Source organism: Arthrobacter sp. V1I9 (assembly GCF_030817075.1).
GTDB lineage: Bacteria > Actinomycetota > Actinomycetes > Actinomycetales > Micrococcaceae > Arthrobacter.
Genome location: NZ_JAUSYU010000001.1, coordinates 3,016,878 through 3,041,545, shown reverse-complemented (window position 1 = coordinate 3,041,545; position 24,668 = coordinate 3,016,878). Strand labels below are relative to the sequence as shown.

General features: G+C 64.9%; 20 protein-coding genes, 1 tRNA gene and 1 riboswitch. Of the genes, 13 read left to right on the top strand and 8 right to left on the bottom strand.

Features of this window, described 5'->3' with window-relative positions; all coding sequences use genetic code 11:
- Positions 1-168: 168 nt before the first annotated feature.
- Together otsB and QFZ70_RS14200 are read right to left on the bottom strand one after the other, a co-directional pair.
- A complete protein-coding gene (gene otsB, locus QFZ70_RS14205) occupies positions 169-1,011 on the bottom strand; it encodes a trehalose-phosphatase (protein ID WP_307096524.1) in 843 nt (280 codons plus the stop codon).
- Complete coding sequence (locus tag QFZ70_RS14200; RefSeq protein WP_307096522.1) at positions 1,001-2,503, bottom strand: trehalose-6-phosphate synthase; 1,503 nt, start codon at positions 2,501-2,503, stop codon at positions 1,001-1,003. The genes otsB and QFZ70_RS14200 overlap by 11 nt, the downstream gene beginning before the upstream one ends.
- A 179-nt stretch (positions 2,504-2,682) precedes the next feature.
- Between QFZ70_RS14200 and QFZ70_RS14195 the strand changes: the two genes are divergently transcribed.
- Together QFZ70_RS14195 and QFZ70_RS14190 are read left to right on the top strand one after the other, a co-directional pair.
- Positions 2,683-3,558: a thioredoxin domain-containing protein gene (locus QFZ70_RS14195; protein ID WP_307096520.1), complete on the top strand. Its 876-nt coding sequence runs from the start codon at positions 2,683-2,685 to the stop codon at positions 3,556-3,558.
- Between the two features lie 164 nt (positions 3,559-3,722).
- Positions 3,723-3,796 (top strand) — tRNA-Thr (locus tag QFZ70_RS14190).
- A gap of 44 nt (positions 3,797-3,840) precedes the next feature.
- Here QFZ70_RS14190 and QFZ70_RS14185 read toward each other — a convergent pair.
- Positions 3,841-5,262 (bottom strand): FAD-binding oxidoreductase, encoded by a 1,422-nt coding sequence (locus QFZ70_RS14185; RefSeq protein ID WP_307096518.1) that lies wholly within the window; start codon positions 5,260-5,262, stop codon positions 3,841-3,843.
- A gap of 186 nt (positions 5,263-5,448) precedes the next feature.
- Here QFZ70_RS14185 and QFZ70_RS14180 point away from each other — a divergent pair, with 186 nt between their 5' ends.
- The 3 genes from QFZ70_RS14180 (at position 5,449) to QFZ70_RS14170 (ending at position 6,871) form a co-directional block, all read left to right on the top strand.
- Positions 5,449-5,631: a hypothetical protein gene (locus tag QFZ70_RS14180; RefSeq protein ID WP_307096516.1), complete on the top strand. Its 183-nt coding sequence runs from the start codon at positions 5,449-5,451 to the stop codon at positions 5,629-5,631.
- A 113-nt stretch (positions 5,632-5,744) separates the two neighbouring features.
- Positions 5,745-6,047 (top strand): DUF4193 domain-containing protein, encoded by a 303-nt coding sequence (locus QFZ70_RS14175; protein WP_104044729.1) that lies wholly within the window; start codon positions 5,745-5,747, stop codon positions 6,045-6,047.
- Between the two features lie 275 nt (positions 6,048-6,322).
- Complete coding sequence (locus tag QFZ70_RS14170) at positions 6,323-6,871, top strand: hypothetical protein (RefSeq protein ID WP_307096513.1); 549 nt, start codon at positions 6,323-6,325, stop codon at positions 6,869-6,871.
- Between the two features lie 86 nt (positions 6,872-6,957).
- On the opposite strand, the gene QFZ70_RS14165 is transcribed toward QFZ70_RS14170, so the two are convergent.
- From QFZ70_RS14165 to QFZ70_RS14155, 3 genes are all read right to left on the bottom strand, one after another.
- Entirely contained in the window at positions 6,958-8,508 is a 1,551-nt protein-coding gene (locus tag QFZ70_RS14165) for an APC family permease (RefSeq protein WP_307096511.1), read from the bottom strand.
- Complete coding sequence (locus QFZ70_RS14160) at positions 8,505-9,530, bottom strand: agmatine/peptidylarginine deiminase (protein ID WP_307097889.1); 1,026 nt, start codon at positions 9,528-9,530, stop codon at positions 8,505-8,507. Before QFZ70_RS14160 ends, QFZ70_RS14165 begins: the two co-directional genes overlap by 4 nt.
- A gap of 65 nt (positions 9,531-9,595) precedes the next feature.
- The gene (locus QFZ70_RS14155; protein ID WP_307096510.1) at positions 9,596-10,624 is read right to left on the bottom strand and encodes a nitrilase-related carbon-nitrogen hydrolase; all 1,029 of its coding nucleotides are present in this window, start codon (positions 10,622-10,624) and stop codon (positions 9,596-9,598) included.
- 215 nt (positions 10,625-10,839) lie between these two features.
- Between QFZ70_RS14155 and QFZ70_RS14150 the strand changes: the two genes are divergently transcribed.
- A complete protein-coding gene (locus QFZ70_RS14150; RefSeq protein ID WP_307096509.1) occupies positions 10,840-11,319 on the top strand; it encodes a Dps family protein in 480 nt (159 codons plus the stop codon).
- Positions 11,320-11,425: 106 nt separating this feature from the next.
- Here the strand turns inward: QFZ70_RS14150 and QFZ70_RS14145 are convergent, their stop codons facing one another.
- The gene (locus QFZ70_RS14145) at positions 11,426-13,006 is read right to left on the bottom strand and encodes an MFS transporter (protein ID WP_307096507.1); all 1,581 of its coding nucleotides are present in this window, start codon (positions 13,004-13,006) and stop codon (positions 11,426-11,428) included.
- A gap of 65 nt (positions 13,007-13,071) precedes the next feature.
- On the opposite strand from QFZ70_RS14145, the gene QFZ70_RS14140 reads away from it, so the two are divergent.
- From QFZ70_RS14140 to QFZ70_RS14125, 4 genes are all read left to right on the top strand, one after another.
- Positions 13,072-13,611: a TetR/AcrR family transcriptional regulator gene (locus QFZ70_RS14140; RefSeq protein WP_307096506.1), complete on the top strand. Its 540-nt coding sequence runs from the start codon at positions 13,072-13,074 to the stop codon at positions 13,609-13,611.
- Between the two features lie 90 nt (positions 13,612-13,701).
- A riboswitch (glycine riboswitch) is annotated at positions 13,702-13,800 on the top strand.
- 182 nt (positions 13,801-13,982) lie between these two features.
- Complete coding sequence (gene gcvP, locus QFZ70_RS14135) at positions 13,983-16,910, top strand: aminomethyl-transferring glycine dehydrogenase (protein WP_307096505.1); 2,928 nt, start codon at positions 13,983-13,985, stop codon at positions 16,908-16,910.
- An 11-nt stretch (positions 16,911-16,921) separates the two neighbouring features.
- Positions 16,922-18,082, top strand: a complete 1,161-nt coding sequence (gene gcvT / locus QFZ70_RS14130; protein ID WP_307096503.1) for a glycine cleavage system aminomethyltransferase GcvT — start codon at positions 16,922-16,924, stop codon at positions 18,080-18,082.
- Between the two features lie 343 nt (positions 18,083-18,425).
- The gene (locus QFZ70_RS14125) at positions 18,426-19,823 is read left to right on the top strand and encodes an L-serine ammonia-lyase (protein WP_307096501.1); all 1,398 of its coding nucleotides are present in this window, start codon (positions 18,426-18,428) and stop codon (positions 19,821-19,823) included.
- A gap of 48 nt (positions 19,824-19,871) precedes the next feature.
- Here QFZ70_RS14125 and QFZ70_RS14120 read toward each other — a convergent pair whose 3' ends face one another.
- Positions 19,872-20,417 carry a TspO/MBR family protein gene (locus QFZ70_RS14120; RefSeq protein ID WP_307096499.1) on the bottom strand — a complete coding sequence of 182 codons (546 nt, stop codon included), beginning with the start codon at positions 20,415-20,417 and terminating at the stop codon, positions 19,872-19,874.
- A gap of 200 nt (positions 20,418-20,617) precedes the next feature.
- On the opposite strand from QFZ70_RS14120, the gene QFZ70_RS14115 reads away from it, so the two are divergent.
- The 3 genes from QFZ70_RS14115 (at position 20,618) to QFZ70_RS14105 (ending at position 24,639) form a co-directional block, all read left to right on the top strand.
- A complete protein-coding gene (locus QFZ70_RS14115) occupies positions 20,618-21,691 on the top strand; it encodes a peptidoglycan bridge formation glycyltransferase FemA/FemB family protein (protein WP_307096498.1) in 1,074 nt (357 codons plus the stop codon).
- Between the two features lie 106 nt (positions 21,692-21,797).
- Positions 21,798-23,114 carry a peptidoglycan bridge formation glycyltransferase FemA/FemB family protein gene (locus QFZ70_RS14110; RefSeq protein WP_307096496.1) on the top strand — a complete coding sequence of 439 codons (1,317 nt, stop codon included), beginning with the start codon at positions 21,798-21,800 and terminating at the stop codon, positions 23,112-23,114.
- A gap of 37 nt (positions 23,115-23,151) precedes the next feature.
- Positions 23,152-24,639: a threonine/serine exporter ThrE family protein gene (locus QFZ70_RS14105; RefSeq protein ID WP_307096494.1), complete on the top strand. Its 1,488-nt coding sequence runs from the start codon at positions 23,152-23,154 to the stop codon at positions 24,637-24,639.
- Positions 24,640-24,668: the final 29 nt, after the last annotated feature.

The following is a 24,668-nucleotide window of genomic DNA, read 5'->3' as shown; positions in this document are numbered from 1 at the left end:
TTGTGAATGGTTCATGTTTGTTCAGTTTTGTGCTGCAGACGATCTTCAACCAAGGCTTCAGAGCGCCAAGTGACGCCGCACGGTGCTTGTGCGCCACATCACAAGCAAGAGTATGTCAGATGTTGTGCTTTTCGTCCCAAATGTTACGGACGTCACATATGACCTTGCTCAACTTCTGCCCTGGAAGCCCTGCTGGTCTTCCTCGGCGACAGCCAGGGTCCGCTCGTGAAGCAGCACCTCCAGCAGCTCCGCCACGTGCACGGGTGCCTCCACGCGGTACTGGGCCTGGGTGAAATCAAGGCCCACCTTCACGCCCACGTCCCCTGGCTCCAGGCGGGCCAGCGCATCCTCGTCTGTGGTGTCGTCCCCGGCAAACAGCACGGCCGTCGCCCCGGTGACCTGGCGCAGGAACGTAACCCCCTCTCCCTTGGAGGCGTTCACCACAGATGTTTCCAGGACCCGCTTTCCGTCCTTGAGGAAGACGCCCTTGCGGTCCTGCAGCAGCGAACGCGCGGCCGAAACCGCGTCCTGTGCGACGTCGTCCTCCGCCTGGCGGGTATGCAGGACCACCCCGGCCGGCTTGTCTTCTAGCATGGTGCCGGGCGCCTCGGCGACGATCTCCGCCAGGATGCTGCGGACCTCGGCCAGTAAAGCCTTTTGGTCATCATCGAGCGACAGGCCGGCAGACCCCGGCCCCAGCCAGGCCTCTGCCCCGTGGCTGCCGATCAGCAGGGTATCCACCGGCGGCGATGCTGCGGTACGGAGGCTGGCGAGGGCGCGTCCCGAGATGAGTGCCGTCGTCGTGCGGGGCAGCACGGCGAGCCCGGCGAAGGCCGTGGCTGCGCGCGGAAGGGGGCGGGCGTCGTCGGCGTGGCCCACAATGGGCGCGATGGTGCCGTCGAAGTCCATGGCCACCAGCAGATGGTCTGTCGCAGCGACTCGGCGGAGGGCCTCGCGAAGCTCCGGCGTCAGTGCCAACTTGCCGTTGCCGGCCCGGCCGTCAGGAGTCATCGCGGACTGCTTTCTCATCGAGGGCACGCAGGAATTCCGCGGACCAGTAGTCCACATCGTGCTCAAGGATTTGTTTGCGCATGGCCCGCATGCGCCGGGAGGCGTCCCGGGGCGACATCTCCACAGCCCGCATGATCGCGCCCTTCAGGCCATCGATGTCGTGCGGGTTCATCAGGAGGGCCTGCTTGAGCTGGTCGGCGGCACCGGCGAACTCGCTGAGCACCAGTGCGCCGTCGTTGTTGGTGCGGGCCGTGACGTACTCCTTTGCCACCAGGTTCATGCCGTCCCGCAGTGCGGTTACCAGCATGACGTCGGCGGCCAGGTACAGGGCCACCATCTCCTCCACGGGGTAGCTGTGGTGCAGGTACCGGACCGCGGTGTTCTCGAGGGTGTCGTAGGTGCCGTTGATGTGGCCCACAGTGCCCTCCACCTCCTCCCGCAGGAGCCGGTACTGCTCAACGCGCTCGCGGCTGGGGCTGGCAACCTGGATGAGGGTGGCGTCAGCCACGGACAGCTTGCCGTCGGCCAGGAGCTCCTCGAACGCCTTCAGCCGGTGCCGGATGCCCTTGGTGTAGTCCAGGCGGTCCACGCCCAGCAGGATGGTTTTCGGGTTGCCGAGGTCCTGGCGGATCTGGCGCGCCCGCTCAATGATCTCCGGCTTTTGGGCCAGCTCGCTGATTTGCTGGACGTCGATGGAGATGGGGAACGCCTGGGCACGGGCGATGTGCGTGATTTCGCCGTCTTGGCCCTTGACGTGCACCTGCTGCTGCTTGACGCTGGCGCCGAGGAAGCGGCGGGCCGAACGCATGAAGTTTCCGGCGTCGCTGGCACGCTGGAAGCCCACCAGATCTGCGCCGAGGAGGCCGTCGATGATGGCCTGCCGCCATGGCAGCTGCGCGAAGATCTCGGGTGGGGGGAACGGAATGTGGTTGAAGAAACCGATCCGGAGGTCCGGCCGCGCTTCCCGCAGCATCCGGGGCACCAGCTGCAGCTGGTAGTCCTGGATCCACACCGTGGCGCCCTCGTCAGCATGGCGTATGACGGCGTCGGCGAACCTTCTGTTGACTTTGCGGTAGGCGTCCCACCACGTCCGGTGGAACTCAGGCGGGGCGATGACGTCATGGTAGAGCGGCCACAGCGTGGCATTGGAGAAACCCTCGTAATAGAGCTCGACGTCGTCGGCGCTGAGCTGCACCGGGACCAGGTCCATGCCGCCGTGGCTGAAGGGCTGTACCGTCTCGTCCGGGGCGCCGTGCCAGCCCACCCATGCGCCGTCGGTTTTGGTCATCATCGGTGCCAGTGCGGTCACCAGGCCGCCGGGGGACCGGCGCCAGCCGGAGCCGTCGTCGCCGCTTTCGCCGGGAGCGCAGCGGTCAACGGGCAGCCTGTTCGAGACCACCATGAAGTCATACTTTGTTTGCCCGCTCTGGCCGGAGCCGGCGGCGCCGGACCCGGCTGCGGTGGAGGGTTTTTCCTGGACGGGTGTTTGCATTGCGGCCCCCTGGGGTTGCTTGTGCCTCTTAGTTCACCCTAACGGGACGGAATCTTCCGTGCTATTCGTCCGCTGGTCAATCCGGCAGAATACTTGAACAGGCAAGCTCTCAGTTTTCTCCCCTAAAATGGGAGGGTTGCCACGAATTGGTCCCCCTCGTCGATCGACCCAAGGAACACATGAGCCCCGCAAACGAAGTACGTAAGTCCAAAGCTGAGCGCACCGCGGAGGCCCGCGAGAAAGCGCGGCTGATCCGTGACGCCCAGCTTAAAAAGGACAAGCGCAACAAGCTGCTGATCGGGTGGGGAATTGTGGCGGCCGTTGTGGCCATCCTGGCGATTATCGCTTTGGTGGTGACCACCGGCATCCGGCAGAACACCCCCATTGCAGACCAGGGGCCGGTACCGGCCAGCGCCAACGTCAACGGCGGTGTGACCCTGCTGGCGAACACCGAGGTCAAAAAGGCGGACCCGGCCACTGTGGACATGGCCAACCTTCCGGCCAAGCCCGATGCACAGCCAAGCCCTGTGGTGGCGCCCGGCGCCGAGGCCGAAGCGGGCCAGCCGGTGAAGGTGGTTGCCTACATCGACTTCATCTGCCCGGTCTGCCTGCGGTTCGAAAACACGTACAGCGAGGCGCTCACCACGCTCCGCAATGAAGGCAAGATCACCATGGAGTACCGCCCGCTGGGCTTCCTGGACCGCCAGTCCAGCACCAACTACTCCTCGCGTTCCGCCAACGCCGCGGCCTGCGTAGCCGACAAGGCGCCCGAAAAGTACGCCGAGTACGTTGACGTTCTGTTTGCCAACCAGCCTGCCGAAGGCGGAGCAGGACTCTCTGACGACAAGCTGAAGTCCCTGGCCAGTGACATCGGTGCGGACATCAACAGTTGCGTGGACGAGAAGACTTTCCGCCCCTACGTGAAGTACTCCACCCAGCTGGCAGAGAATACCGGCATCACCGGGACGCCCACCGTCTTCATCGACGGCAAGCAGTGGGACGGCACTGCCGACCTGAACGCCGAGATCCAGGCAGCAATCGACGCCAAGGCCTAGAGCATCTCCGTGTGATTCAGGGCCCGCTTCCGGATAGGTTCCGGAGGCGGGCCCTTCCGTTTGCGCGGGCATGTTCCGCGAGAGCCAAAGCCGGCGTTTTTACCACCGGGAGGACTTGGGCTAACCTTATCTAGCGCCGTTCAGGTGCCCGCCCGCAAGGGCACGCCTCCTTAGCTCAGTTGGCCAGAGCACCGCTCTTGTAAAGCGGGGGTCGTCGGTTCGAATCCGACAGGGGGCTCTTTTTCTTTTCCCGGTCCTGCCGGTTTCCCGCCAGAGGGACGACTAGCCGCCCGACGGCGGGATGTTGTGGTTCAGGCGCAGGACGTTCTGCGGATCATAACGGTCCTTAAGGGCAACGAGCCGCTGGTACTTGTCCTGGCCGTAGGCATCGCGCGCGGCATCCGCCTCCCTGACCCCCAGCTCCGCCCCCAGGAAGTTGACGTATTCGCCCTGCTCGGCAAATGGACGCATCAGCGCATAGGCCTTGCGGGCGAAAGCGGTCAGCCGCTCGTCCTCAGCCGCGTCCCGCCAGAACCCGTAAACGTTGAGCCAGTAACGCGCGGAGCGGTTAGGGAACGCCGTTGCCTCTTCCGGGACCCGGCCAAAGACGCCCTCCAGATGATGGATATCGATGCCGGTGCCCTCCCACGACAGTTCGGAGGCGAAACCAACCACAACGTCCACTACCTCTTCATCGAGCCGTGAGAACGAAACGTTTTTCCAGTAGCCGCGTGAGCCCTTGGGGAACACTGCGTCCATGGCGCTTTGCCAATCCAGCCAGGAGGTGGGTCCCACTTCCTCTTCGTCAGGCGGAGCAACGGCCCGGAGCCGGTCTATGAGGTTGAGGCCGGCCTGGTGGTCCTCACCGGCCCAGGCGACTCCAAGGATCATCCAGGGCTCGTTGCCCATGCCGAACTCGGGCGGGAAGATCAGGAACGAGACGATCGGGTTCATCTCATCAGGCAGGTCCCGGGTCCAGGCATCGAAGGCAATAAGGGCGGACCTCCAGTGCTGTTGCCGGTAGAAGAGGTTGCCGCCCAGGGGTGCCGCAGGCAGGGGGCGGGCACGGAAGGTGAAGGAGGATACGACGCCGAAGTTCCCGCCACCGCCACGCAGCCCCCAGAACAACTCGGGGTTCTCGTCGGCGCTGGCGTGCAGGTGCTCTCCGCCGGCGGTGACGATATCGGCCGCTTCCAGGTTGTCCAGGCTCAATCCGCCCGTCCGGGTCAGCCAGCCCACCCCGCCGCCAAGGGTGAGTCCTGCTACCCCTGTCCCGCTGATGACCCCCAAAGGAACGGCCAGCCCATGAGCGGCTGTAGCCCCGTCCACGTCAGCCAGGGTGGCTCCCGGCTCGACGGTGACGAGCCTGCTTTCGGCGTCGACTCCGACAGTCCGCAGCGGTCCCAGATCCAGGACCAGGCCGCCGTCAACGGTGCCATGGCCGGCGATGTTGTGCCCCCCGCCGCGCACGGCAAGCGCCAGGCCGCTGCGCCGCGCCGTATCCAGCACCAGGTCGATGTCCGAGACGGCTCCGGCCCTCGCGATGGCGCGGGGACGGAGATCCACCATCCCGTTCCATACTGCCCGGGCTTCCTCGTAAAGCGGATCCTGCGGCTCGATCAAGGATCCCTGCAGCCGTCCACGCAGGTCCTGCAGTGACTGCTGGACCTCAAGCTCCGGATTGTTGTGATGAACTGTGGCCATCGCTGTTACTTCCAGACTGAAGGGCAAGGACAATTCGCCCGTAGTGCCGATGCCGGGAGTTTAGGAGCAGTTCCGTGGACGGGTCAACCGCCTATTTTTTCCTCCCCTTAGGCAGCAGCCCGGGATTAATATCACCGAGACCGGGACGAAACGCGCCCTCAACATTTGCTCCGTACGGTCGGAGGCATGACAGCTCAATTCCCAGTTCGAATCCGTGCCTGGTTCGCGGATACGTTTTCCTGCGAAACTCCTGGCCAGGCTGCAGATGCGATGGCAGACGCGACGCGGTGGGGCTGGCTGCCGGCACTCAGTGGAGTGGCCGTCGGAGCAGACCATGCCCGGGAGCAGCAGCCGGAATCCACGGCGTAACCACGTGGAATGTCTGCTTGAACACACTTTTGCGCGCGTGAAGGCAGAATGACCTAAACTGCTTCACTGAGGTGCCTGAAATGGTGCTGTGCAGCAACGAAAGTGAACACTCTATGGCTACCGATTACGATGCTCCTCGCAAGCAAGAAGAAGAGTCTCCTGCCGACTCCCTGGAGGCCCTGCAGGCGTCACGCGGCGCCAATGCGCAGACCGCCGTGATCGACCTCGAAGAAAACGACACGGCCGAGGGCATCGACCTGCCCGGCGCCGACCTGTCCAACGAGGAACTGACCGTCATCGTGGTTCCCGAGCAGTCAGATGAGTTCACCTGCTCGTCCTGCTTCCTGGTCCGCCACCGGTCCCAGGTGGCCCGCGAGAAGAACGGCATGAAGTACTGCCGCGACTGCGAAGGCTGAAATCCATACCCAAAGCAGCGCCGGCCACCCCTTGAGGGTGACCGGCGCTGTTTGGTCTTCCAGTGTCGTTATCCGGCATAACGGCCGGGTCCAGAAACGGCACCGGAACGGTTAAGGACGGGGGCAAAAGAGCCCCGGATTTACAGGCGCGTGATGCGGATCCCGGCATCCTTACGGTTCCGCGCCGAAGCGGCCACAACCCTCGTATTCCGTAGTGCAGCGCTCCTACGCTTGAGCTATCCAATCGCTCCACTCTCCTCTGGATGGCACCCACAATGAAAAAACTCCTCATCTGGCTCACGGCTCTCCTCGTGGCTGTCGGGCTGGGAATTCTGGTTCCGGGGCCCGCCTCGGCTGCCACATCGTATTGCGGTCTTCAATGGGGGTCCCTCGCAAAAGCCGGGCCCAAATTCAGCACCGCCTCCGTCACCAACGTCCGGACCGGGCAGCACTACTGCTTTGACCGGATGGTGGTTGACCTTAACGGCCCGGCTACGGGCTACACGGTCCGGTATGTCCCGAACATCGTCCAGGACGGCTCCGGTTTCACCATTCCGGTCAGGGGCGGCGCACGCCTGCAGGTTTCAGTGCATGCGCCTTCCTATGACCAGAAGGGCAACGTCACGTACAACCCGCGGGCAAAGACCGAACTGTCCAACGTCTCCGGCTACCAGACCTTCCGGCAGGTGGTTTACGCGGGAAGCTTCGAGGGCTACACCAGTGTTGGCCTGGGCGTCCGCGCCCGGCTGCCCTTCCGGGTCTTTACGGTGGCCGGTCCCGGAACAGGTTCACGGCTGATTGTGGACGTGGCCCACTTCTGGTGACCCAACAAAGGTGACGCAACGAAAAGGTGCCGTACCCCGGAATCCGGGGTACGGCACCTTTTCTGTGTGCTGCAAGGAAGCCGGACCTACTCCGGAACCACCAGGGCGGGGGTGTCCCGCTTGAGGGTTTCGCCGCGGAAGAAGCCGGGACGCAGCCGGGACATCACCAGCATGAACACTGCGCCAAGGGCCAGGATGCCCACCCCCAGGATAAATACCAGCCCCACCCCGAACACTTCAGAACCGCTGCCGAACTCCGGAGCCCAGCTGTCCACGGCGGTCTGCAGGAACACGACGAACAGTCCCACGCCGCCGAGCACCGGGCAAAGGAAACGCAGCACGATGTTGCGGAGGCCTCTGAAGGCACTGTTGCGGAAGTACCAGGCGCAGGCGAGGGCGGTCAGCCCGTAGTAGAAGCAGATCATCAGGCCAAGTGCCAGGATGGTGTCGTTCAGGACGTTTTCGCTGACCACGTGCATCACGGCGTAGAACCCCGCGGAAACGATACCCGCGGCTATCGTGGCGTAGCCCGGCGTCGCAAAGCGCTTGCTCACGCGGCTGAGCGGTTCAGGCAATGCCCCGTAGTGGGACATTGCCAGCAGGCTGCGGGAGGGCGACATAAACGTGGACTGCAGCGAGGCAGCGGAACTGGAGAGCACGGCCAGGGACATCAGGATGGCGAAGGGGCCCATGATGGGGGAGGCCAGGGCCGTGAAGATGTTCTCGTGGTTTTCGGTGTTGTTCAGCCCGTTGCCGGTGTCCCCAACGCCGGCGAACATCATGGTGGCGATGGTTACCAGCAGGTAGATCGCAAGGACAATCAGTGCGGTCAGGGTGCCGGCAAGGCCCGCCGTCTTTTTGCCGTTGGCGGTTTCCTCGTTCACGGTGAGGCAGACGTCCCAGCCCCAGTACACAAAAATGGACAGTGAAATGCCTGCGGCGATCTGCCCGAACGTGTCGATTTTGGTGACGTCGAACCAGTCCCAGCTGAAGGGGATTGCTGTTTCCGAGGTGGACCAGTTGGCGAAGGCCATGCCCACAAACAGGCCCAGCACCAGCAGCTGGAATCCCACGAGTCCGTACTGCACCAGTTTGGTGGTGTGCAGGCCGCGGTAACTCACCCACACCGCAAGGGCAACGAACACAAAGCAGGTCAGCACGTTCAGCGGCTTGTTCGCGGCCAGCTCAGCAAGCTCCGGCGAGCCCGTGAGCTGGGAGAGGAAGAGGTAGAAGAAGTCAACGGCCACGCCGGCCAGGTTGGACAACACAATGATGTTGGCGGCGAGCAGCCCCCATCCGCCCATCCAGCCGACCCAGGGACCGAATGCCTTGGTAACCCAGGTGAAGGTGGTGCCGCTGTCCGGGGAGTCGGCGTTGAGCTCCCTGTAGGCCAGCGAGACCAGGATCATCGGGATGAACCCGATCAGGAAAATAACCGGCAGCTGCAGCCCGGCTTCGTTCACCGTTGGCCCCAGCGCGCTGGTGAGCGTGTACGCAGGGGCAATGGTTGAGATACCAAGGACGACGACGGCGAGGAGTCCCAGCTGCCCGCCCTTCAGGCCCTTGGGGGTGATTCCGTGGGCGGTGCCGGGAGCATGCCCGCCGGCGGAGGCGTCCTTGCGGATGGTTTCTGTCATGACACCACTTTCTGGGAGGCAGCAGGCTGCTGTTGGGTGATGCAGTGGATCCCCCCGCCGCGGGCAAACAGCTCCCGTGCGTCGATGGCGACGATGCGCCGTCCGGGGTAGGCCTCCGCCAGGATCTGCAGGGCCTTGTCGTCCTGGGGGTCATTGAAGCTGCAGGCGATGACGCCCCCGTTGACCACCACGTGGTTGATGTAGCTGTAGTCCACGAAGCCTTCATCGTCCCGGAGTGCTTCGGGAGCGGGGACTGGGATGATGTTCCACTGCCGGCCGGCGGCGTCCGTGGTGCCGCGCAGGAACTCGATGATTTCCCGGCTGACCTCGAAGTCCGGATGTTCCGGGTTCTCCTGCGAGTGGACCAGCAGCGTGCCGGGGGAGGGGATGGCGGCCACAATGTCCACATGGCCGCGGGTGCCGAAGCGTTCGGAGTCCCGGGTCAGGCCCCGCGGCAGCCACACCACATGGGTGGCGCCGATGGTGCTGGCCAGTTCCTGCTCGACATCCGCCCGGCTGAGGCCTGGATTGCGTCCGGGATCCAGCTGCACGGTTTCCGTAACGAGGACCGTCCCCTGGCCGTCCACCTGGATGCCGCCGCCCTCGTTCACCAGTGCTGAGACGATGTGCCGCGCACCTGAGCGCCCGGCCACCTCGCCGGCGATCAGGGCATCCTTGTCCCACTTCGCCCAGTCCTGCCCGCCCCAGCCGTTGAACACCCAGTCCACGGCACCGAGCTGCCCCTCGCCGTCCAGGACGAAGGTGGGGCCGAAGTCGCGCATCCACGCGTCGTTCAGCGGGGCCGCAAGCACCTCAACGTCAGGGTGCAGGTAGGCGGCGGCTGTTGTGACGTCGTCGGGATCCACCACCATGGTGACAGGCTGGAATTCGACGGCGGCATTCGCCACCGCGGCCCAGGTGGACCGGGCCGCGTGGGCGGCTTCAGCCGACTCGCCAAGGGTGTAGCCGCCGGCAGGAAAGGCCATCCACAGCCGCTCCTGGCGGGCTGTTTCAGCAGGCATTCGCCACTGCGGGGCCTGCGAAGCCAGCAGCGGTACGCCGGCGTCCTGATGCACCGCGGCGGCGGTCACGAGCAGACCTCCGCGAACCCGCGCTCGCCGCCGATGGATTCATTCGGGCGGACGGGTTCGGTGAGGCGGCCGTAGGTGTCCGGGCGGCGCGTTGCCAGGAAGGGGAACAGCGTCAGCCAGTCCTTCCGCTGGTCCAGGTCCACATCAGCAACCAGGACAGCCGATGCGTCGCGGGGTGCCTGGGCGAGGATGCGGCCGTAGGGATCGGAGATGAAGGACGATCCGTAAAAGTTCAGGGTGCCTTCACTTCCCCAGCGGTTCGGCGCGATCATAAAGAGCCCGTTGGCGATGCCGTTTCCTACAATCACCTGCTGCCAGAGCGGCTGGGTATCAAAATCGGGGTGGTCAGGCTCTGAACCGATAGCCGTGGGGTAGACCAGGATTTCCGCGCCTCCCAGGGAGTACAGCCGGGCTACTTCAGGGAACCATTCGTCCCAGCAGGTGGGCATTCCCAGCCGGGCGCCGCCGAGTTCGGCGGGCGCATGGACCTCGTAGGCGTCAGCGGCGGCCGGGCCCTGGCGGAAGAACTTGTCCTCGTAGTAGCCGGCGGTAACCGGGATGTGGAGTTTGTGCGTCCGTGCCAGGAGCTCGCCCTCGGGTGAGACCAGGATGGCCGTGTTCAGGCCCAGCCCGTCATCCTGTCCGTCAGGGTCTTCGGCCCGCTGGTACAGGGACGCGTGGACGGACACCCCGTAGCGCCGGGCAGCGTCCGCGGCAAACCGGAAGGTGGGGCCGGTGAGCAGGTCCTCCGCAATATCCGACGGCCGGGAACGGGTGGGGCCCTCGGCGGGATCGTTGTGCGGCAGCGTGTCGGCAGGGTACCGCGAAAGCGTCAGCTCAGGCAGGAAAACAACGGAGGCGCCAAGACGGGCGGCCCGGCCGATGCCCTCGTTCAGTTCGGCCTCGACGGCTGCACTGTCTGCTTGCCACCGGTGCTGGACCACGCCAACGCGCAGGGCCGGCCGGCCGGACGGCGATGTCCGGGCCAGGGAGGCGGGGGCCTCGAGGCAGGTAATTTCAATCATGTTTACTACTCCATTGAGACGGCGGTCACTAAATGAATGACGTTCATTTAGTATGGGGGCTCCATCCGCCCGGATGCAAGGGGAAATATGAACCGCGTTCGTTTATGTCCAAAAAACACATTAGTAAGCTCACTGAGAAATTTCCCGGGAGTGCCGTCCTTTGCCGCACGCGGGGCTGGTAGCGTCAGGATTACTGGACCAATCGAGGAGGACGAATGAAAGCTTCACCGACACTGACCAACAACCTGCAGGCTGTGCTCACGGACCTGATCGAGCTGCATATCCAGGGCAAACAGGCCCACTGGAACATCGTGGGAACCAACTTCCGGGACCTCCACCTGCAGTTGGACGAAATCGTTGACGCCGCCCGCCAGTTCGCTGATGATACGGCCGAGCGGATGCGCGCCCTGCACGCACTCCCTGACGGGCGCAGTTCCACGGTGGCAGAGGCCACGAGTCTCGCTCCCTTTCCTGAGGGGCTGATCAGCACCAAGGATGCCATCGAGCGTATTGTTGCTGCCCTCGAGGCTGCCGTGGGCACCATGCGGAAAGTCCACGATGAGGTTGATGAGGAAGACCCCACGTCGGCTGACCTTCTGCACGAGTTCATCGCCAAGTTCGAGCAGTTCGCATGGATGGTCAACGCCGAAACCATGAAGCCCACCGCGAGCGTGACCGCGCCCGACGCGCAGTAGCTCTCCAGGAGCGCAGCACAGCGCCCGGCGCCGGACTTGAAGTCCGGCCGCCGGGCGCTGTTTTTGTGCCTGCGGGCGGGGCTGCCTGTGGTGCGGCCCATGCCGCCTACTGTGCCTTGGGCACCTTCCGCAGCACGACGGCGGCCAGGACCGCCGCCGTCGCCATCAGTACCAGCCCGATTGCGGCGGTGACGTGGACGCCGGAGTCGAAGGCGGCGCCGGCTGCATGCCGGACGGCGTCCGCGAGTGGAGCGGGCAGACTTGCTGCGAGCTCCATGGCTCCGGCCAGGGTTTCACCGGCATGCGCAGTGCCGTGCCCGGAGGCGGGCGCTGGAAGGCCTTCCGGGAGCCGCAGGTTGTGCTGGTAGGAGGCCGTGAGGATGGAGCCCAGCACGGCAGTTCCCAGGAGGGCGCCCACCTCGTAACCCGTCTCCGAGATCGCTGAGGCCGCCCCCGATTTTTCCGGTGGCACGCTTCCGAGGATGAGGTCATTGGAGATTGTCTCGGCGGTTCCCACGCCCAGTGCCAAAACCAGCAGGGCAGCGAGCAGCAGTGCCGGGCCGTTGGCATGGCTGCCGAACGTCACCATGCTGTAGCCGGCGGCACTCATGGCCAGCCCCGCGCCCACCACGAAACCCGGCCGGACCCTGCGTACCACCGGAACCACCGCGAGGCCCGCCACCACGGTTGCCACCAGCGCTGGAATCATTGCCACTCCTGCTGCGGAAGGGGACATGCCCTCGAGGAGCTGAAGGTGCTGGGCCAGGAAGAGGATAAAACCGTTGAAGGAGAACAGGGCCAGGACATTGGCGGTGATGGCCATGCTGAACACCCGGTTGCGGAACAGGGACATGTCCAGCAGCGGGCTCGTCAGCCGCTGCTGCCGGCGGACAAAAACAGTGCCCATTGCCAGGCCGAAGGCCGTGCTCCCCAGGGCCAGCGGACCGGCACCCTCCGTGGCGAATTCCTTGATGCCGTACACCACCGGAACCATGGTGAGCAGCGAGAGCAGGATGCTGGGCGCATCCACCCGGCCAGGCGAAGGGTCCTTGGATTCCGGGATGAATGCCGGCCCGAAGGCCAGCAGGGGCAGCATGAGGGGCACGGCCACCAGCAGGATTGCTCCCCACCAGAACTGCTCAACGAGCCACCCGCCGAAGATTGGACCGAGTGCGGCACCACCGGAGAACCCCGCGGCCCAGATGGCGATAGCCAGCCGCCGGCGGTTCGGATCCACAAAGATATTGCGGATCAGGGACAGCGTGGAGGGCATCAGCATGGCGCCGAAGAGGCCCAGGGCGGCGCGGCCGGCAATCAGCCAGCCGGCGCTGGGGGCAAAGGCCGTTACTGCGGAAACGGCTGCGAAGCCGATGCTCCCGGTGATAAGCAGCCGGCGGCGTCCGATTCGGTCGCCCAGGCTTCCCATCGCCACAAGCAGTCCGGCCAGCACCAGCGGGTACGCGTCCACAATCCACAGAAGCTCAACTCCGGACGTGCCCAGCGCGCTCGCGATCGCGGGCAGCGCAAAGGTCAGCGCCGTGTTGTCCACGGCAACCAGGAGGACAGGGAACATCAAAAGTCCCAGCGCGAGCCAGTCCCGCCATTTTGCGTTGGCGGGGTGCGGTTCAGCCGGAGCGGCTGACGTGTGAGGGGTGATGTTCTGTGGGGGAGTGGCGGAAGACATCATTCTTTAACTATACCGTCCGGACGGTATAGTTATGGAATCCAGCCCAACGATGGATGATGGGAACCATGCCCCGCAAACCCGTAGCCCGAGACGCAGTGCTCGATGCCTTTGAAGAACTCCTGATTGACGTGGGGGAAAGGGCTGCCACCCTGGATGCGGCGGCGAAGCGTGCCGGCGTCTCCAAAGGCGGCCTGCTGTACCACTTCCCTAACAAGGAAGCGCTGATCACCGCCACACTGGACCGGTTGGACCGCCTGGCAGGGGAGGACCTCGCCGCCATGGCGGCTGCGCCGGAAGGGGCTGCTGCCTACTTCATCCGGTCATCGCTGTGGTCCGATACCCCCATGGACCGTTCCTTTGTGGCTGCGACGCGCCTCGCCGAAGTGGCACATGAGGATGCCCGCCGCCGTTTTGCTGCCATCCAGCAGCAATGGCTGGACCTGATCGGGAAGGACGTGGGTGCGGCCATGGCCAAGGCTGTGCTCTATATGGGGGACGGGCTCTACTTCAACGCAATGTGGGAGAGCGGGCCCTCCGGAAACCCCGGCGACAGGCAGGCAGAGGTGGACGAACTCCTTGCCGCCGTCGATCGGTTGAGGGGCTAGCCGGTATTTGCTCCTGCGCTCGCGGCATAGGAGAATTGGTCCATGTGCGGGCCTTCACCGGCCGCCAGGAAAACCCAAATGAATAGCCTTTGATCTGCGGCGGGAGAGTTCTGCCAAAAGGTACAAGCAGGCGCCGTAGGAGCAATACCTCCCCAGGAATCTCACAGGCCCATGTACCGCCGCGGCGAGGCAACTCTGGAAAGTAGCAGGCTGTCCGCCTGGGGCATCCGGTCCCCGGATACCTGGACTGCCGTGCTCACCGACGGTGCAAGCGGGGCCAGCGGAAGCAGGCAACGCGGAAACTCTCAGGTCCAATTACAGAGCGGGGAGGAACCCGAACCGATGCGGCGTGCAATGACGCCGCCATAACCATGGAGTTCCCCGTGACTGTATCTTCGGCTTCCGCTTCTCCGGCTTCCACCGCCGCCGCCCCGGCTGCCGCCACCTTTGTCGACCGGCACATCGGCGCCCGCCGCGAGGCTGACGTTGAAACCATGCTCAAGGCCGTTGGCTACGACACCGTGGACGCGCTGGTTGATACTGCCGTGCCCAAGGACATTCGGCAGGACACCGCGCTGGAACTGGCGGGCGCACTGAGCGAGGTGGAGGCACTGGCTGAACTGCGCAGGCTGGCAGCGAAGAACAAGACCGCGGTGCAGATGATCGGCCAGGGCTACTACGACACCGTGACGCCGCCGGTGATCCGCCGCAACATCCTCGAGGGTCCGGCCTGGTACACCGCCTACACCCCGTACCAGCCCGAGATTTCCCAGGGCCGCCTGGAAGCCCTGCTCAATTTCCAGACCATGGTCCAGGACCTGGTGGGCCTGCCCATTGCCAACGCCTCCCTGTTGGACGAGGCCACCGCTGTGGCCGAGGCCGTACTGATGATGCGCAGGGCGAATAAGTCCACGGGACAGAATGCCGCTGCGCGGGACGGCAAAACGGTGCTGGACGCCGACTGCCTGCCGCAGACCATCGCCATCGTGAAGGGCCGCGCCGAGGCGCTGGGCTTCGAGGTTGAGGTCGCGGACCTCTCCAAGGGCCTGCCCGACGGCGGCATCAACGGCGTGGTGCTTCAGCAGCCCGGTGCTTCCGGCAGGGTTTTCGACCACAGCGCCGTGATCGCCGACGCCAAGGAGCGCGGGGCCCTGGTGACCGTTGCCGCGGACCTGCTGGCCCTGACCCTGATCACGCCCCCGGGTGAGCAGGGTGCCGACATCGCCGTCGGCTCGGCGCAGCGCTTCGGTGTTCCGTTGTTCTATGGCGGCCCGCACGCCGCTTACATGGCTGTTCAAAAAGGCCTGGAACGCTCGATGCCGGGCCGCTTGGTGGGCGTTTCCAAGGACTCCGCCGGGGTTCCTGCCTACCGCCTTGCCCTGCAGACCCGCGAGCAGCACATCCGCCGCGAGAAGGCCACCTCCAACATCTGCACCGCGCAGGCGCTGCTGGCCATCGTGGCCTCGATGTACGCGGTGTACCACGGCCCCGAGGGGCTGAAGGCGATCGCCCAGTCCGCGCATCAACACGCCAGGACGCTCGCCGCTGCCCTCAAGGCCGCTGGCCTAAACGTGCTCCACACCAGCTTCTTCGACACCGTCACGGTCTCCGTCCCGGGCAAGGCGGCGGGCATCGTGGCAGCCGCCGAGGCAAACGGCATCAACCTGCGCAGCATCGACGCCGACACTGTGGGGTTCTCCACTGATGAAACCACCACATCAGAAATTGTCGACGGCGTCCTTGAAGCTTTTGGGCTGGAAGCCTTTGGGGCTTCCGCCAGCGACTCCGAAGGTGACGCCGGGTTCGGCCTCGATGCCGCCGTCGAACGTTCCTCCGACTTCCTGCAGCACCCGGTGTTCAACACCTACCGTTCCGAGACGCAGCTCCTCCGCTACATCCGGAAGCTCAGCGACCGGGACCTGGCGCTGGACCGCACCATGATCCCGCTGGGCTCCTGCACCATGAAGTTGAACGCCACGGCCGAGATGGAAGCGATCTCCTGGCCGGAGTTCGCCTCCATCCATCCCTTCGCCCCGGACTCCCAGACCGAGGGCTGGCGAGAACTGATCGCTGACCTGGAAGCGCAGCTGACCGAAATCACGGGCTACGACCAGGTGTCCATCCAGCCCAACGCAGGTTCCCAGGGCGAGCTTGCCGGCCTGCTGGCGATCCGCGGCTACCACCACTCCCGCGGCGACCAGCAGCGCAACGTCTGCCTGATCCCGGCGTCCGCGCACGGCACCAACGCCGCCTCGGCGGTCCTCGCCGGCATGAAGGTGGTTGTGGTGGCCACCGCCGCCGACGGCACCATCGACCACGCCGACCTGTACGCCAAGATCGAGGCGAACAAGGATGCACTGTCCTGCATCATGATCACCTACCCGTCCACCCACGGCGTGTACGACGCCGACGTCCGCGAAGTCTGCGACGCCATCCACGCGGCAGGGGGCCAGGTGTACATAGACGGCGCCAACCTGAACGCCTTGGTTGGCCTCGCCCAGCCCGGCAAGTTCGGCGGCGACGTGTCCCACCTGAACCTGCACAAGACGTTCTGCATCCCGCACGGCGGCGGCGGACCGGGAGTCGGACCGGTCGCTGCCAAGGCACACCTGGCACCGTTTATGCCCGGTAACGCGGCCACCTGGACCGAAGGCAACGACGTCCCGATTTCTGCCTCAAAGTACGGTTCCGCCGGCGTGCTGCCCATCTCGTGGGCGTACGTCAAGCTCATGGGCGGCCAGGGGCTCACCGAGGCCACCAAGTCCGCGCTCCTGGCTGCCAACTACATCGCCGCACGCCTGAACGACTTCTTCCCCGTCCTCTACACGGGGGAAGGCGGGCTGGTGGCACACGAGTGCATCCTGGACCTGCGCGAGCTCACCGCCAAGACCGGCGTCACCGCCGAGGACGTAGCCAAGCGCCTCATCGACTACGGCTTCCACGCCCCCACCTTGGCGTTCCCGGTTGCCGGCACCCTCATGGTGGAGCCCACGGAATCCGAGGACCTCGGCGAGATGGACCGTTTTATTGAGGCCATGATCTCCATCCGGGCAGAGATCGACCAAGTGGCGCACGGGGACTTCACTGTGACCGACAGCCCGCTGCGCAACGCCCCGCACACCGCCGCGGCCGCCATCAGCAGCGACTGGGACCGCGCCTACCCGCGCGAGCAGGCGGTGTTCCCGGTGAAGTCGCTGAAGCAGGACAAGTACTTCCCGCCGGTAGGCCGCATCGACGGCGCGGCCGGCGACCGGAACCTGATCTGCTCCTGCCCGCCGCTGTCCGAGTTCGAGAACTAAGGACAAGGGCCATGACTGAGAAGTACACCGCTCTCTACGACGAGCACAAGAAGCTGGGCGCGTCCTTCACGGACTTCGGCGGCTGGCAGATGCCCCTGAAATACAGCTCCGAACTCGCCGAGCACCACGCCGTCCGCAAGAGCGCCGGCCTGTTTGACCTCTCCCACATGGGCGAGGTCTGGGTCACGGGTCCGGATGCCGCCGCCTTCCTCGATTACGCACTGGTGGGAAAGATCGCCGCCATGGCCGTGGGCAAGGCCAAGTACTCGCTCATCTGCAACGAGGACGGCGGCATCATCGACGACCTCATCGTTTACCGGCGCCCTGCGGCCGCGGGCACCGCACAAGGCAGCACCGACGCTTTCCTGGTGGTGCCCAACGCAGGCAACGCCGCGGTGGTGGCCGCTGCCTTCACCGAACGCGCAGCGGGGTTCAACGTCGTCGTTGATGACGCTTCCGCCGCGACGTCGCTGGTCGCCGTCCAGGGCCCTAAGGCGCAGGAGCTGCTGCTCCGCCTCGTCCCGGCCGCGCAGCACAGCCTGGTGACAGAGCTGAAGTATTACGCCGCCGTCGAGGTTCCGTTCCTGGTGGCAGGCGCCGGGCTGAACCTCCTGCTTGCCCGCACCGGTTACACCGGTGAGGACGGGTTCGAAATATTTGTAGCGAACGACGACGCCGCTGGCCTTTGGCAGGCACTCGTCGCCATTGCGGACGAGGGGGAGTTGACGCCGGCGGGCCTCGCCTCCCGCGATTCCCTCCGCCTGGAAGCGGGAATGCCGCTTTACGGCAACGAACTGTCCCTGCAGGGCGACCCGTTTGCCGCAGGGCTGGGACCCGTCGTTGGGCTTTCCAAGGCAGGCGACTTTGTGGGCAAGGCAGCACTGGCCGCCCAGAAGGCAGCCGGTGCCGGCACCACGTCCGGCCGCAGGCTCGTGGGCCTTAAAGGCCTGGGCCGCCGTGCAGGCCGGGCGCACTACCCGGTCCTCAAGGACGGCAACGTGGTCGGCCAAGTCACCTCCGGCCAGCCGTCACCCACGCTGGGATACCCGATAGTCATGGCGTACGTCGACGTCGGGTTCACCGAAGTGGGCACCGCCTTGGACGTTGATCTCCGAGGGAAGGCCGAGCCGTTCGAAGTGGTCAACCTCCCGTTTTACAAGCGCCCTCAGTAGGTTTGGTGCTCCGTGGTTGGCTTCGGGACCGGCAGACCGGACTTTTCACGCGTGCTCACCTCGGCCCGTCGGGTCCGAACTCCTCTGCATGCTCGGTCGCGAAGACGCCCGCTGAGCGGACGTGACGCTCCCTTAGACGCATGCTGCCGGAGTCCGCACCCAAAGGGGCCACAGTGGGTCACCTATCGCAGTCCAGCAGTCGGCGATTGTCGCAGTGGTGACATGCCGATGGTGGGTGAGCGGATTTCGGAAGTGTGCGTCAGAGGCGAGGAACGAGCCAGCACGCGGAGGAATTCGGTCACCCACCACCCCAACCAACCACGTTTTGTTAGGAACCACGCACATGGCTGTTGGTGTTTTTGATTTGTTTTCCATCGGGATCGGGCCTTCGAGTTCGCATACCGTTGGGCCGATGCGGGCTGCGGCTGTGTTCGCGGAGGAGCTGAAATCCTCCGGTGCCCTGGACCGTGTGGCGTCGCTGCGGGTTGATTTGTATGGGTCGCTCGCGGCGACCGGACACGGGCATGGGACGATGACCGCGATCCTGCTGGGGCTGGAGGGCTTCCATCCGGAGCTGATCCTGCCTGACGAGGTGGAGGAACGGCTGGCGGCCATCGACGGGACGGGCACTCTGCAGCTTGCCGGTGCCGTGCCCCTGCCGTACGGGGTGAAGGACATGGTGTTGCGGCCGCTGACCATCCTGCCGCGGCACACCAACGGCATGACCTTCACCATCTTTGACGCAGAGGACGAGATCCTCCACACCGCCACGTTCTTCTCCGTGGGCGGTGGCTTCATCGTCCGCGAAGGTGAGGAGGACGCCGCGCAGCAGGAGCTCGAGGAATCCAAAAAAGAACTGCCGCTGCCCTTCCGCACTGCCGCCGAGCTTCTGGAACACTGCCGGTCCAAGGGGCTCTCGATTGGCGACATCATGCTGGTCAACGAGAAAGCCTCCCGCTCCGAGGAAGAGATCCGGGCGGGCCTGCTGCACATCTGGTCAGTGATGGAGGCCTGCGTGCAGACCAGCCTTAAGCGTGAAGGTTTGCTGCCCGGGGGACTGAAGGTCCGCCGTCGCGCCCCGGACTGGCATGACCGGCTCCTGAAGGAGGACAAGGACCGGGACCCGAAGTATTGGCAGGAGTGGGTTAACTTGATCGCCCTCGCCGTCAATGAGGAGAACGCCTCCGGCGGCCGCGTGGTCACCGCACCCACAAACGGGGCGGCCGGGATCATTCCAGCGGTGCTGTATTACGCGCTGCACTTTGCTCCGGGCATGGAAAACGCCACCCAAAAGGACCGCGACGACGTCGTGGTGAGGTTCCTGCTCGCCGCCGGCGCTGTCGGGGTGCTGTACAAGGAGCAGGCCTCCATCTCGGGTGCTGAGGTTGGGTGCCAGGGCGAGGTGGGATCGGCGTCGTCGATGGCCGCCGCAGGATTGGCTGAAGTGATGGGCGGGACCCCGGCGCAGGTGGAGAACGCCGCCGAAATCGCGATGGAACACAACCTCGGCCTGACGTGTGATCCCATCGGCGGGCTGGTGCAGGTGCCCTGCATCGAACGGAACGCGATCGCCGCCGCGAAGGCGATCAACGCGGCAAAGATGGCGCTCTGGGGCGACGGTTCCCACCGCGTCTCACTGGACGAGGTCATTGTGACCATGCGCGAAACCGGCAGGGACATGAGCTCCAAATACAAGGAAACGGCGATGGGCGGCTTGGCCGTCAACGTGGCCGTGTGCTGACGGCGGCCGCGATCTTAGTGGACGCGCCGGCCGTTGTAGCGTGCCCTTTCAGTTGTGGACGGCAGCCCACCAGTTGAGCGCAGCGGCGAACACCAGCCAACTGACGTAGGGCAGCAGGAGCAGCCCGGCGGTGCGGCTGATGGGGCCGAAGTAGAGGACTGTCACCGCGACCGCGGCGATGAGTGCAAGGATGATGACCAGCGCCAACCACAGGGCAGCTGTCCCAATGGCGGGGTAAAGACCAAAAAATACCGGGGTCCACGCCAGGTTCAGTGCGAGCTGGACGCCGTAAGCTGTCAAAGCGCGCCTGGTACCGGATGTCCGCTTCCGCCACACGAGCCAGGCCGCCACCGCCATCGCCGTGTAGAGGAGAGTCCAGACCGGACCGAAGACGCTGTTGGGCGGCGTCCAGGGCGCCTTATCGGCGGTGATGTACCACCCCTCCACGTTGCCCGCGGTGGCGAGGGCTCCGAGCCCGGCCACGAGGTAGGACGCTGCCAGGAGGGCAACCAGGGCCGCTATTTGCCTGCCGGCGCCCGGCCGCTCAGCCCTTTTGATTTGCGGGTGCGTCAACTGTCCGGGATGCGGCTGCATGCTTCAACCCTTGCCAACACGCTTTGGCAAGTCAAGGTGGCGTGGCCTGGTGGGAACAGCGCTGGCCCTTGCCCGTTGAAGGGCCCCACCCCCATTAGGCTGGAATGCCCGAACGCCGCCAGGCTTTAGACTTGAGGCTGCATGTCCGCACGCAGCCACGAGAACAGAACCGCGCACAACCCTGATTGGACACGGCCCCCTTGCGAGAATTCACCGCACGTTTTGCCACCGCCGAGGAAATTGAAAACTGGGACAAGCACGTCACTGCCAACCCGAACGGCGGCAATATGCTGCAGTCGGCGGCCTATGCGTCGGTCAAGAACGGCACTGGCTGGAAGGTCCGCTTCCTGGTGCTGGAGAGCTCCGGCGGAGCCAGCTACAACCTGGTACTCGAGAAGCGGTTCCCGGTGCTGGGCCGCCTCTGGTACCTCATCAAAGGCCCCGACCTTGCTGCCTCCGGGGACCTGGCAGCAGCCCTTGAAGCCTGTGCCGATTTCACCAGGACCAGGAAACTCAACGTCTTTACCATCAAGATCGAACCTGACTTCGTTGACTCAGCCGATGTCCAAGCGCACCTGGCAGAAGCAGGATTGGTCAAGGCACCCAACATCCAGTCCAACGACTCCACCGCGCTGCTGGACATTTCCGGCACGGAAGAAGCCGTCTTCAAGGCCATCTCCTCCCGTGCCCGCAACGCCGTCCGCCGCGCCGAGCGGGAAGGCTGTGAAGTGCTCTGCAAGGAACCGGGCCCGGAAACCTTCCGTGCGCTGTATGACCTGATGGCGGACACCGTCAACGCCAAGGGCTCAATGCCGCTGCGCAGCTTCGAGTACTACGCCGCGTTCTGGGACGAGTTCTGCAGCCGCGGCCAGGGCAACTTCTTCTTCGTCTACGAGGACGGCAAGCCCAGCGTGGGCGCCTTCGTCATCAACTACGGAGCCAAAGCCACCTACAAGGACGGCGGCTCCACCCAGAACCGCAAACAGTACGGCGACTCGCACCTGGTGCAGTGGGCAGCCATCAAGCGGATGCAGGAACTGGGATGCACCGAATACGACTTCTGCGGCACGCCGCCTGCCGCCCGGATCAAGGACAAGAGCCACAATCTGTACGGCATGGGCATGTTCAAGACCAGCTTCACCAAAACCGTCACCGATTTCGTGGGCTGCCACGACTACGTTCTTGCTCCCCTGAAGCACCGCCTATGGGTCAAGGGCGCAGAAAAAGTCTTCCGCCGGATCGAAACCGCGCGGACCGGCCAGCAGTTCTACTGACCTGACACACCCGGTGGAAACCCCTGCACCGCCGGTCCGCCCCCTACCCGTCATTGCCCTGCGCCTGCCACTACCAAGGCCGCACAACCGCGAATGAGGAAATCCCTTGAATCCAGTCACCACCGGCACCGATCTTGAATTTGCCATCCTCAGCGACGCAGAATTCGAGGCATTTGCCCTCAAGCACCCGCACAACAGCTTTTTCCAGTCCGTTGACTTCGCGGCCTTCCAGCGTGCCCGCGGCCAGCAGGTGGAGCTCTTCGGCGTGCGCCGCAAGGGTGAACTGGTCGCTGCCGGGAAACTGAACTACACCACCACGCGTCTGGGCTACACGGTGTGCGAATGCGCCAAGGGGCCTTTGATGGACTACGCGGACGCAGACCTCGTGGGCGCCGTCGTCGGACTCCTCCGCAAACGCGCCGTGGAACGGAAAGCCGCTGAGCTGCGGATTTCCCCCAACCTCAAGTACATCGCCCGCGATGCCGACGGCGCGGAACACCCCGAGGTTGAGGACAACCGCCCGCTGGTGGCCCGGCTTGCAGGGCTGGGATTCCAGCACCAGGGACTGGACATGGACTTCGTCAACGTGAACTGGATGTTCATCAAAAGCCTCGCAGGCGTCAGCGACGCGGAAGAGCTCATCATGAGCACCAGCTACCGGACCCGCAAGGCCATCCGCAAAGCCGAGAAAAACGGCGTGTTCCTGGAACAGGCAACCCTGGAAACCCTTGACGACTTCTACGGCGCGCTGAGCAGGGCAGGGGACGAGAAAGGCTTCGTCTACCGCGAACGCGCCTACTACGAGCACCTGCTCCGGACCACCTCCACGGAGTTCACGAAGCTCATGATGGCCAAGATCGACATCCCGGCCTACCGGAAATCCATCACCGAGCGGCTGGAAGCGGAATCGGCGACGGCGGCCGAACTGCGCCGTGAGGTCGAAGAAACCGGCAGCAAGAAAAAGGCCAACCGGCTCAAAGTGGTCCAGGACCTCGTGGACAGCTACGAACGGAGCCTCAAAGACATTGAGCGGTTCCCCGACTCCGTGGGAGTCGCCACAGTGGCCGCTATCCACTTTGTCTGCTACGGCGATGAGGTGGTGTGTGTCATCGGCGGCACCGTGCAGGACTACATCTACTTCAACGGGGCCACCTCCCTGTACTGGGGCATGATGCTCCACGCACTGGAAAAGGGGTACCCGCGGTACAACTTCTATGGAACATTCGGCATCTCCGGCCAGGACGAGGAAGGCCACGGCGGGTACGAGTTCAAGAAGGGCTTCGGGGGCGAAGTGGTCCAGCTGGTGGGCGACTTCGTGATGCCGGCCCGTCCCGCCGTCTTCCACGCCAACAGGCTGGCCCGCGCGGCAGCCGCCGCTGCCCGCACCCTGCTGGGCAAGTTGCCCCTGAAACGTTCCGCCTGACATACCAATCACAGCACCACACCGGGAGGAGGCGACCATGACTGACCGGCCCGAACGTCCCGGGCGCAGGCCGCGCACGGACGGCCTGCCCAAAACAGAGCCGCTGACCCCTGCCCAGGTCCGGCAGAATGCCGCAGCCAAAAGAATGCTGCGGCGCTTGGTACAGGGTGAAAACCCGCCAACCGCGCCGATGAGCATCGTGGACCGCCTGACGGGGAGTCCCTACGCCAACCCCACTATCCAGGTGGGCGGCGTGGACACCTCCGCCCGCAAGACCCTCGACTTTGCGCTGCACCTGGCCGAAACCATGTTCCGGTACGGAGCTGGTGCGCTGGAGGTGGAGACGAGCATCATCGCCGTCACCGCAGCGCTGGGCCTGAAGAACATCGAAGTGGACATCACCAACCAGTCGGTCGGCATCAACTACGCTCCGAAGGACCAGACACCTATTTCGCTGCTGCGGGTGGTGCGCTCCTGGACCAACAACTACGCCGGCCTGGCGAAGGTGCATCAGCTGGTGACGGACATTGTGGCCGGGGGAGTAGGCCGGGACGAGGCAATCCGCCGGCTTGATGAGGCCATCACCAGCCCCAAGCCCTTTCCGCGCTGGATGGTCACGGTGGCCTTCGGTACGTTCGCAGCCGTCTTCGTGGGGGTCCTGGGGGGCGGGCCGGTGTCCTCTGCCATCGCCTTTGCGGCCAATATCGGCATCAGCCTGCTGGCCCGCCAACTGGGGAGGTGGCGCGTGCCTGACTTCTTCATCACGGCCAGCTGCTCCTTTGTAGTGACGCAGCTGGCCCTGGTGCTGTGGCAGTTCGGGCTGACCACGTCGCCCGCGATCGTGGTGGTGGGCGGCATCCTCCTGCTCCTGCCGACAGGACGCCTCGTTTCGTCCGTCCAGGACGCCATCAACGGCTTCCCCGTGACGGCGGCAGGCCGGTTCCTGTCCACGCTGCTGACCTTCGGCGCCATCGTGGCGGGAATCGCCGTCGCCTTCGTGGTGGGTGAGCTGACCGGGATGCAGCGCATCGACGTCACCCAAACCTTCCCGCCAGCCTACGATCTCTGGGTCCTGGTCATATTTGTGGCGGTGGCCGTGATGGCCATCGGCATCACCGAACAGACCAGCTGGCAGCTCCTGCTGCCCACAGCGGCCGTAGGCGTGGCCGGCTACCTAATCCTGCTTGCTGCGAGCCAGCTCGGAGTGGGTGACCGGTTTTCACCGGCCCTGGCCGCGGTGGTCATTGGCCTGCTGGGGCGTGTGGTCGCCCTGAGGATGGGGGCGCCGCAGCTGGTGGTTGCCGTGCCCGCAGCGCTGATCCTGCTGCCCGGCCTCACCATTTTCCGGTCCATGTATGTGCTCACCATCGAGGAAGCCGAGATCCTGCTCGGCGCCGGAGGGATGCTCAACGCCGGTGCCATCGTCCTGGGGACAGCCGGCGGCATCGTCCTCGGCGACACCCTCGCCCGGCCGCTGACGCGCAGCCTGGCGAGCAATGAGCGGCGGCGCGCCCGCCGCCGCTGACCCGCTCCAGGCCCGCTGGAGCTGACTAG

Excerpts from the sequence above, each read along its gene's own strand:
- QFZ70_RS14125 (WP_307096501.1), top strand. The coding sequence starts at position 18,426 with ATGGCTGTTGGTGTTTTTGATTTGTTTTCCATCGGGATCGGGCCTTCG.
- QFZ70_RS14185 (WP_307096518.1), bottom strand. The coding sequence starts at position 5,262 with ATGGCCACAGTTCATCACAACAATCCGGAGCTTGAGGTCCAGCAGTCA.
- QFZ70_RS14140 (WP_307096506.1), top strand. The coding sequence starts at position 13,072 with ATGCCCCGCAAACCCGTAGCCCGAGACGCAGTGCTCGATGCCTTTGAA.
- QFZ70_RS14120 (WP_307096499.1), bottom strand. The coding sequence starts at position 20,417 with ATGCAGCCGCATCCCGGACAGTTGACGCACCCGCAAATCAAAAGGGCT.
- QFZ70_RS14145 (WP_307096507.1), bottom strand. The coding sequence starts at position 13,006 with ATGATGTCTTCCGCCACTCCCCCACAGAACATCACCCCTCACACGTCA.
- otsB (WP_307096524.1), bottom strand. The coding sequence starts at position 1,011 with ATGACTCCTGACGGCCGGGCCGGCAACGGCAAGTTGGCACTGACGCCG.
- QFZ70_RS14195 (WP_307096520.1), top strand. The coding sequence starts at position 2,683 with ATGAGCCCCGCAAACGAAGTACGTAAGTCCAAAGCTGAGCGCACCGCG.
- QFZ70_RS14175 (WP_104044729.1), top strand. The coding sequence starts at position 5,745 with ATGGCTACCGATTACGATGCTCCTCGCAAGCAAGAAGAAGAGTCTCCT.
- QFZ70_RS14165 (WP_307096511.1), bottom strand. The coding sequence starts at position 8,508 with ATGACAGAAACCATCCGCAAGGACGCCTCCGCCGGCGGGCATGCTCCC.
- QFZ70_RS14180 (WP_307096516.1), top strand. The coding sequence starts at position 5,449 with ATGACAGCTCAATTCCCAGTTCGAATCCGTGCCTGGTTCGCGGATACG.
- gcvT (WP_307096503.1), top strand. The coding sequence starts at position 16,922 with ATGACTGAGAAGTACACCGCTCTCTACGACGAGCACAAGAAGCTGGGC.
- QFZ70_RS14170 (WP_307096513.1), top strand. The coding sequence starts at position 6,323 with ATGAAAAAACTCCTCATCTGGCTCACGGCTCTCCTCGTGGCTGTCGGG.
- QFZ70_RS14105 (WP_307096494.1), top strand. The coding sequence starts at position 23,152 with ATGACTGACCGGCCCGAACGTCCCGGGCGCAGGCCGCGCACGGACGGC.
- gcvP (WP_307096505.1), top strand. The coding sequence starts at position 13,983 with ATGGAGTTCCCCGTGACTGTATCTTCGGCTTCCGCTTCTCCGGCTTCC.
- QFZ70_RS14200 (WP_307096522.1), bottom strand. The coding sequence starts at position 2,503 with ATGCAAACACCCGTCCAGGAAAAACCCTCCACCGCAGCCGGGTCCGGC.
- QFZ70_RS14160 (WP_307097889.1), bottom strand. The coding sequence starts at position 9,530 with ATGCCTGCTGAAACAGCCCGCCAGGAGCGGCTGTGGATGGCCTTTCCT.
- QFZ70_RS14150 (WP_307096509.1), top strand. The coding sequence starts at position 10,840 with ATGAAAGCTTCACCGACACTGACCAACAACCTGCAGGCTGTGCTCACG.
- QFZ70_RS14155 (WP_307096510.1), bottom strand. The coding sequence starts at position 10,624 with ATGATTGAAATTACCTGCCTCGAGGCCCCCGCCTCCCTGGCCCGGACA.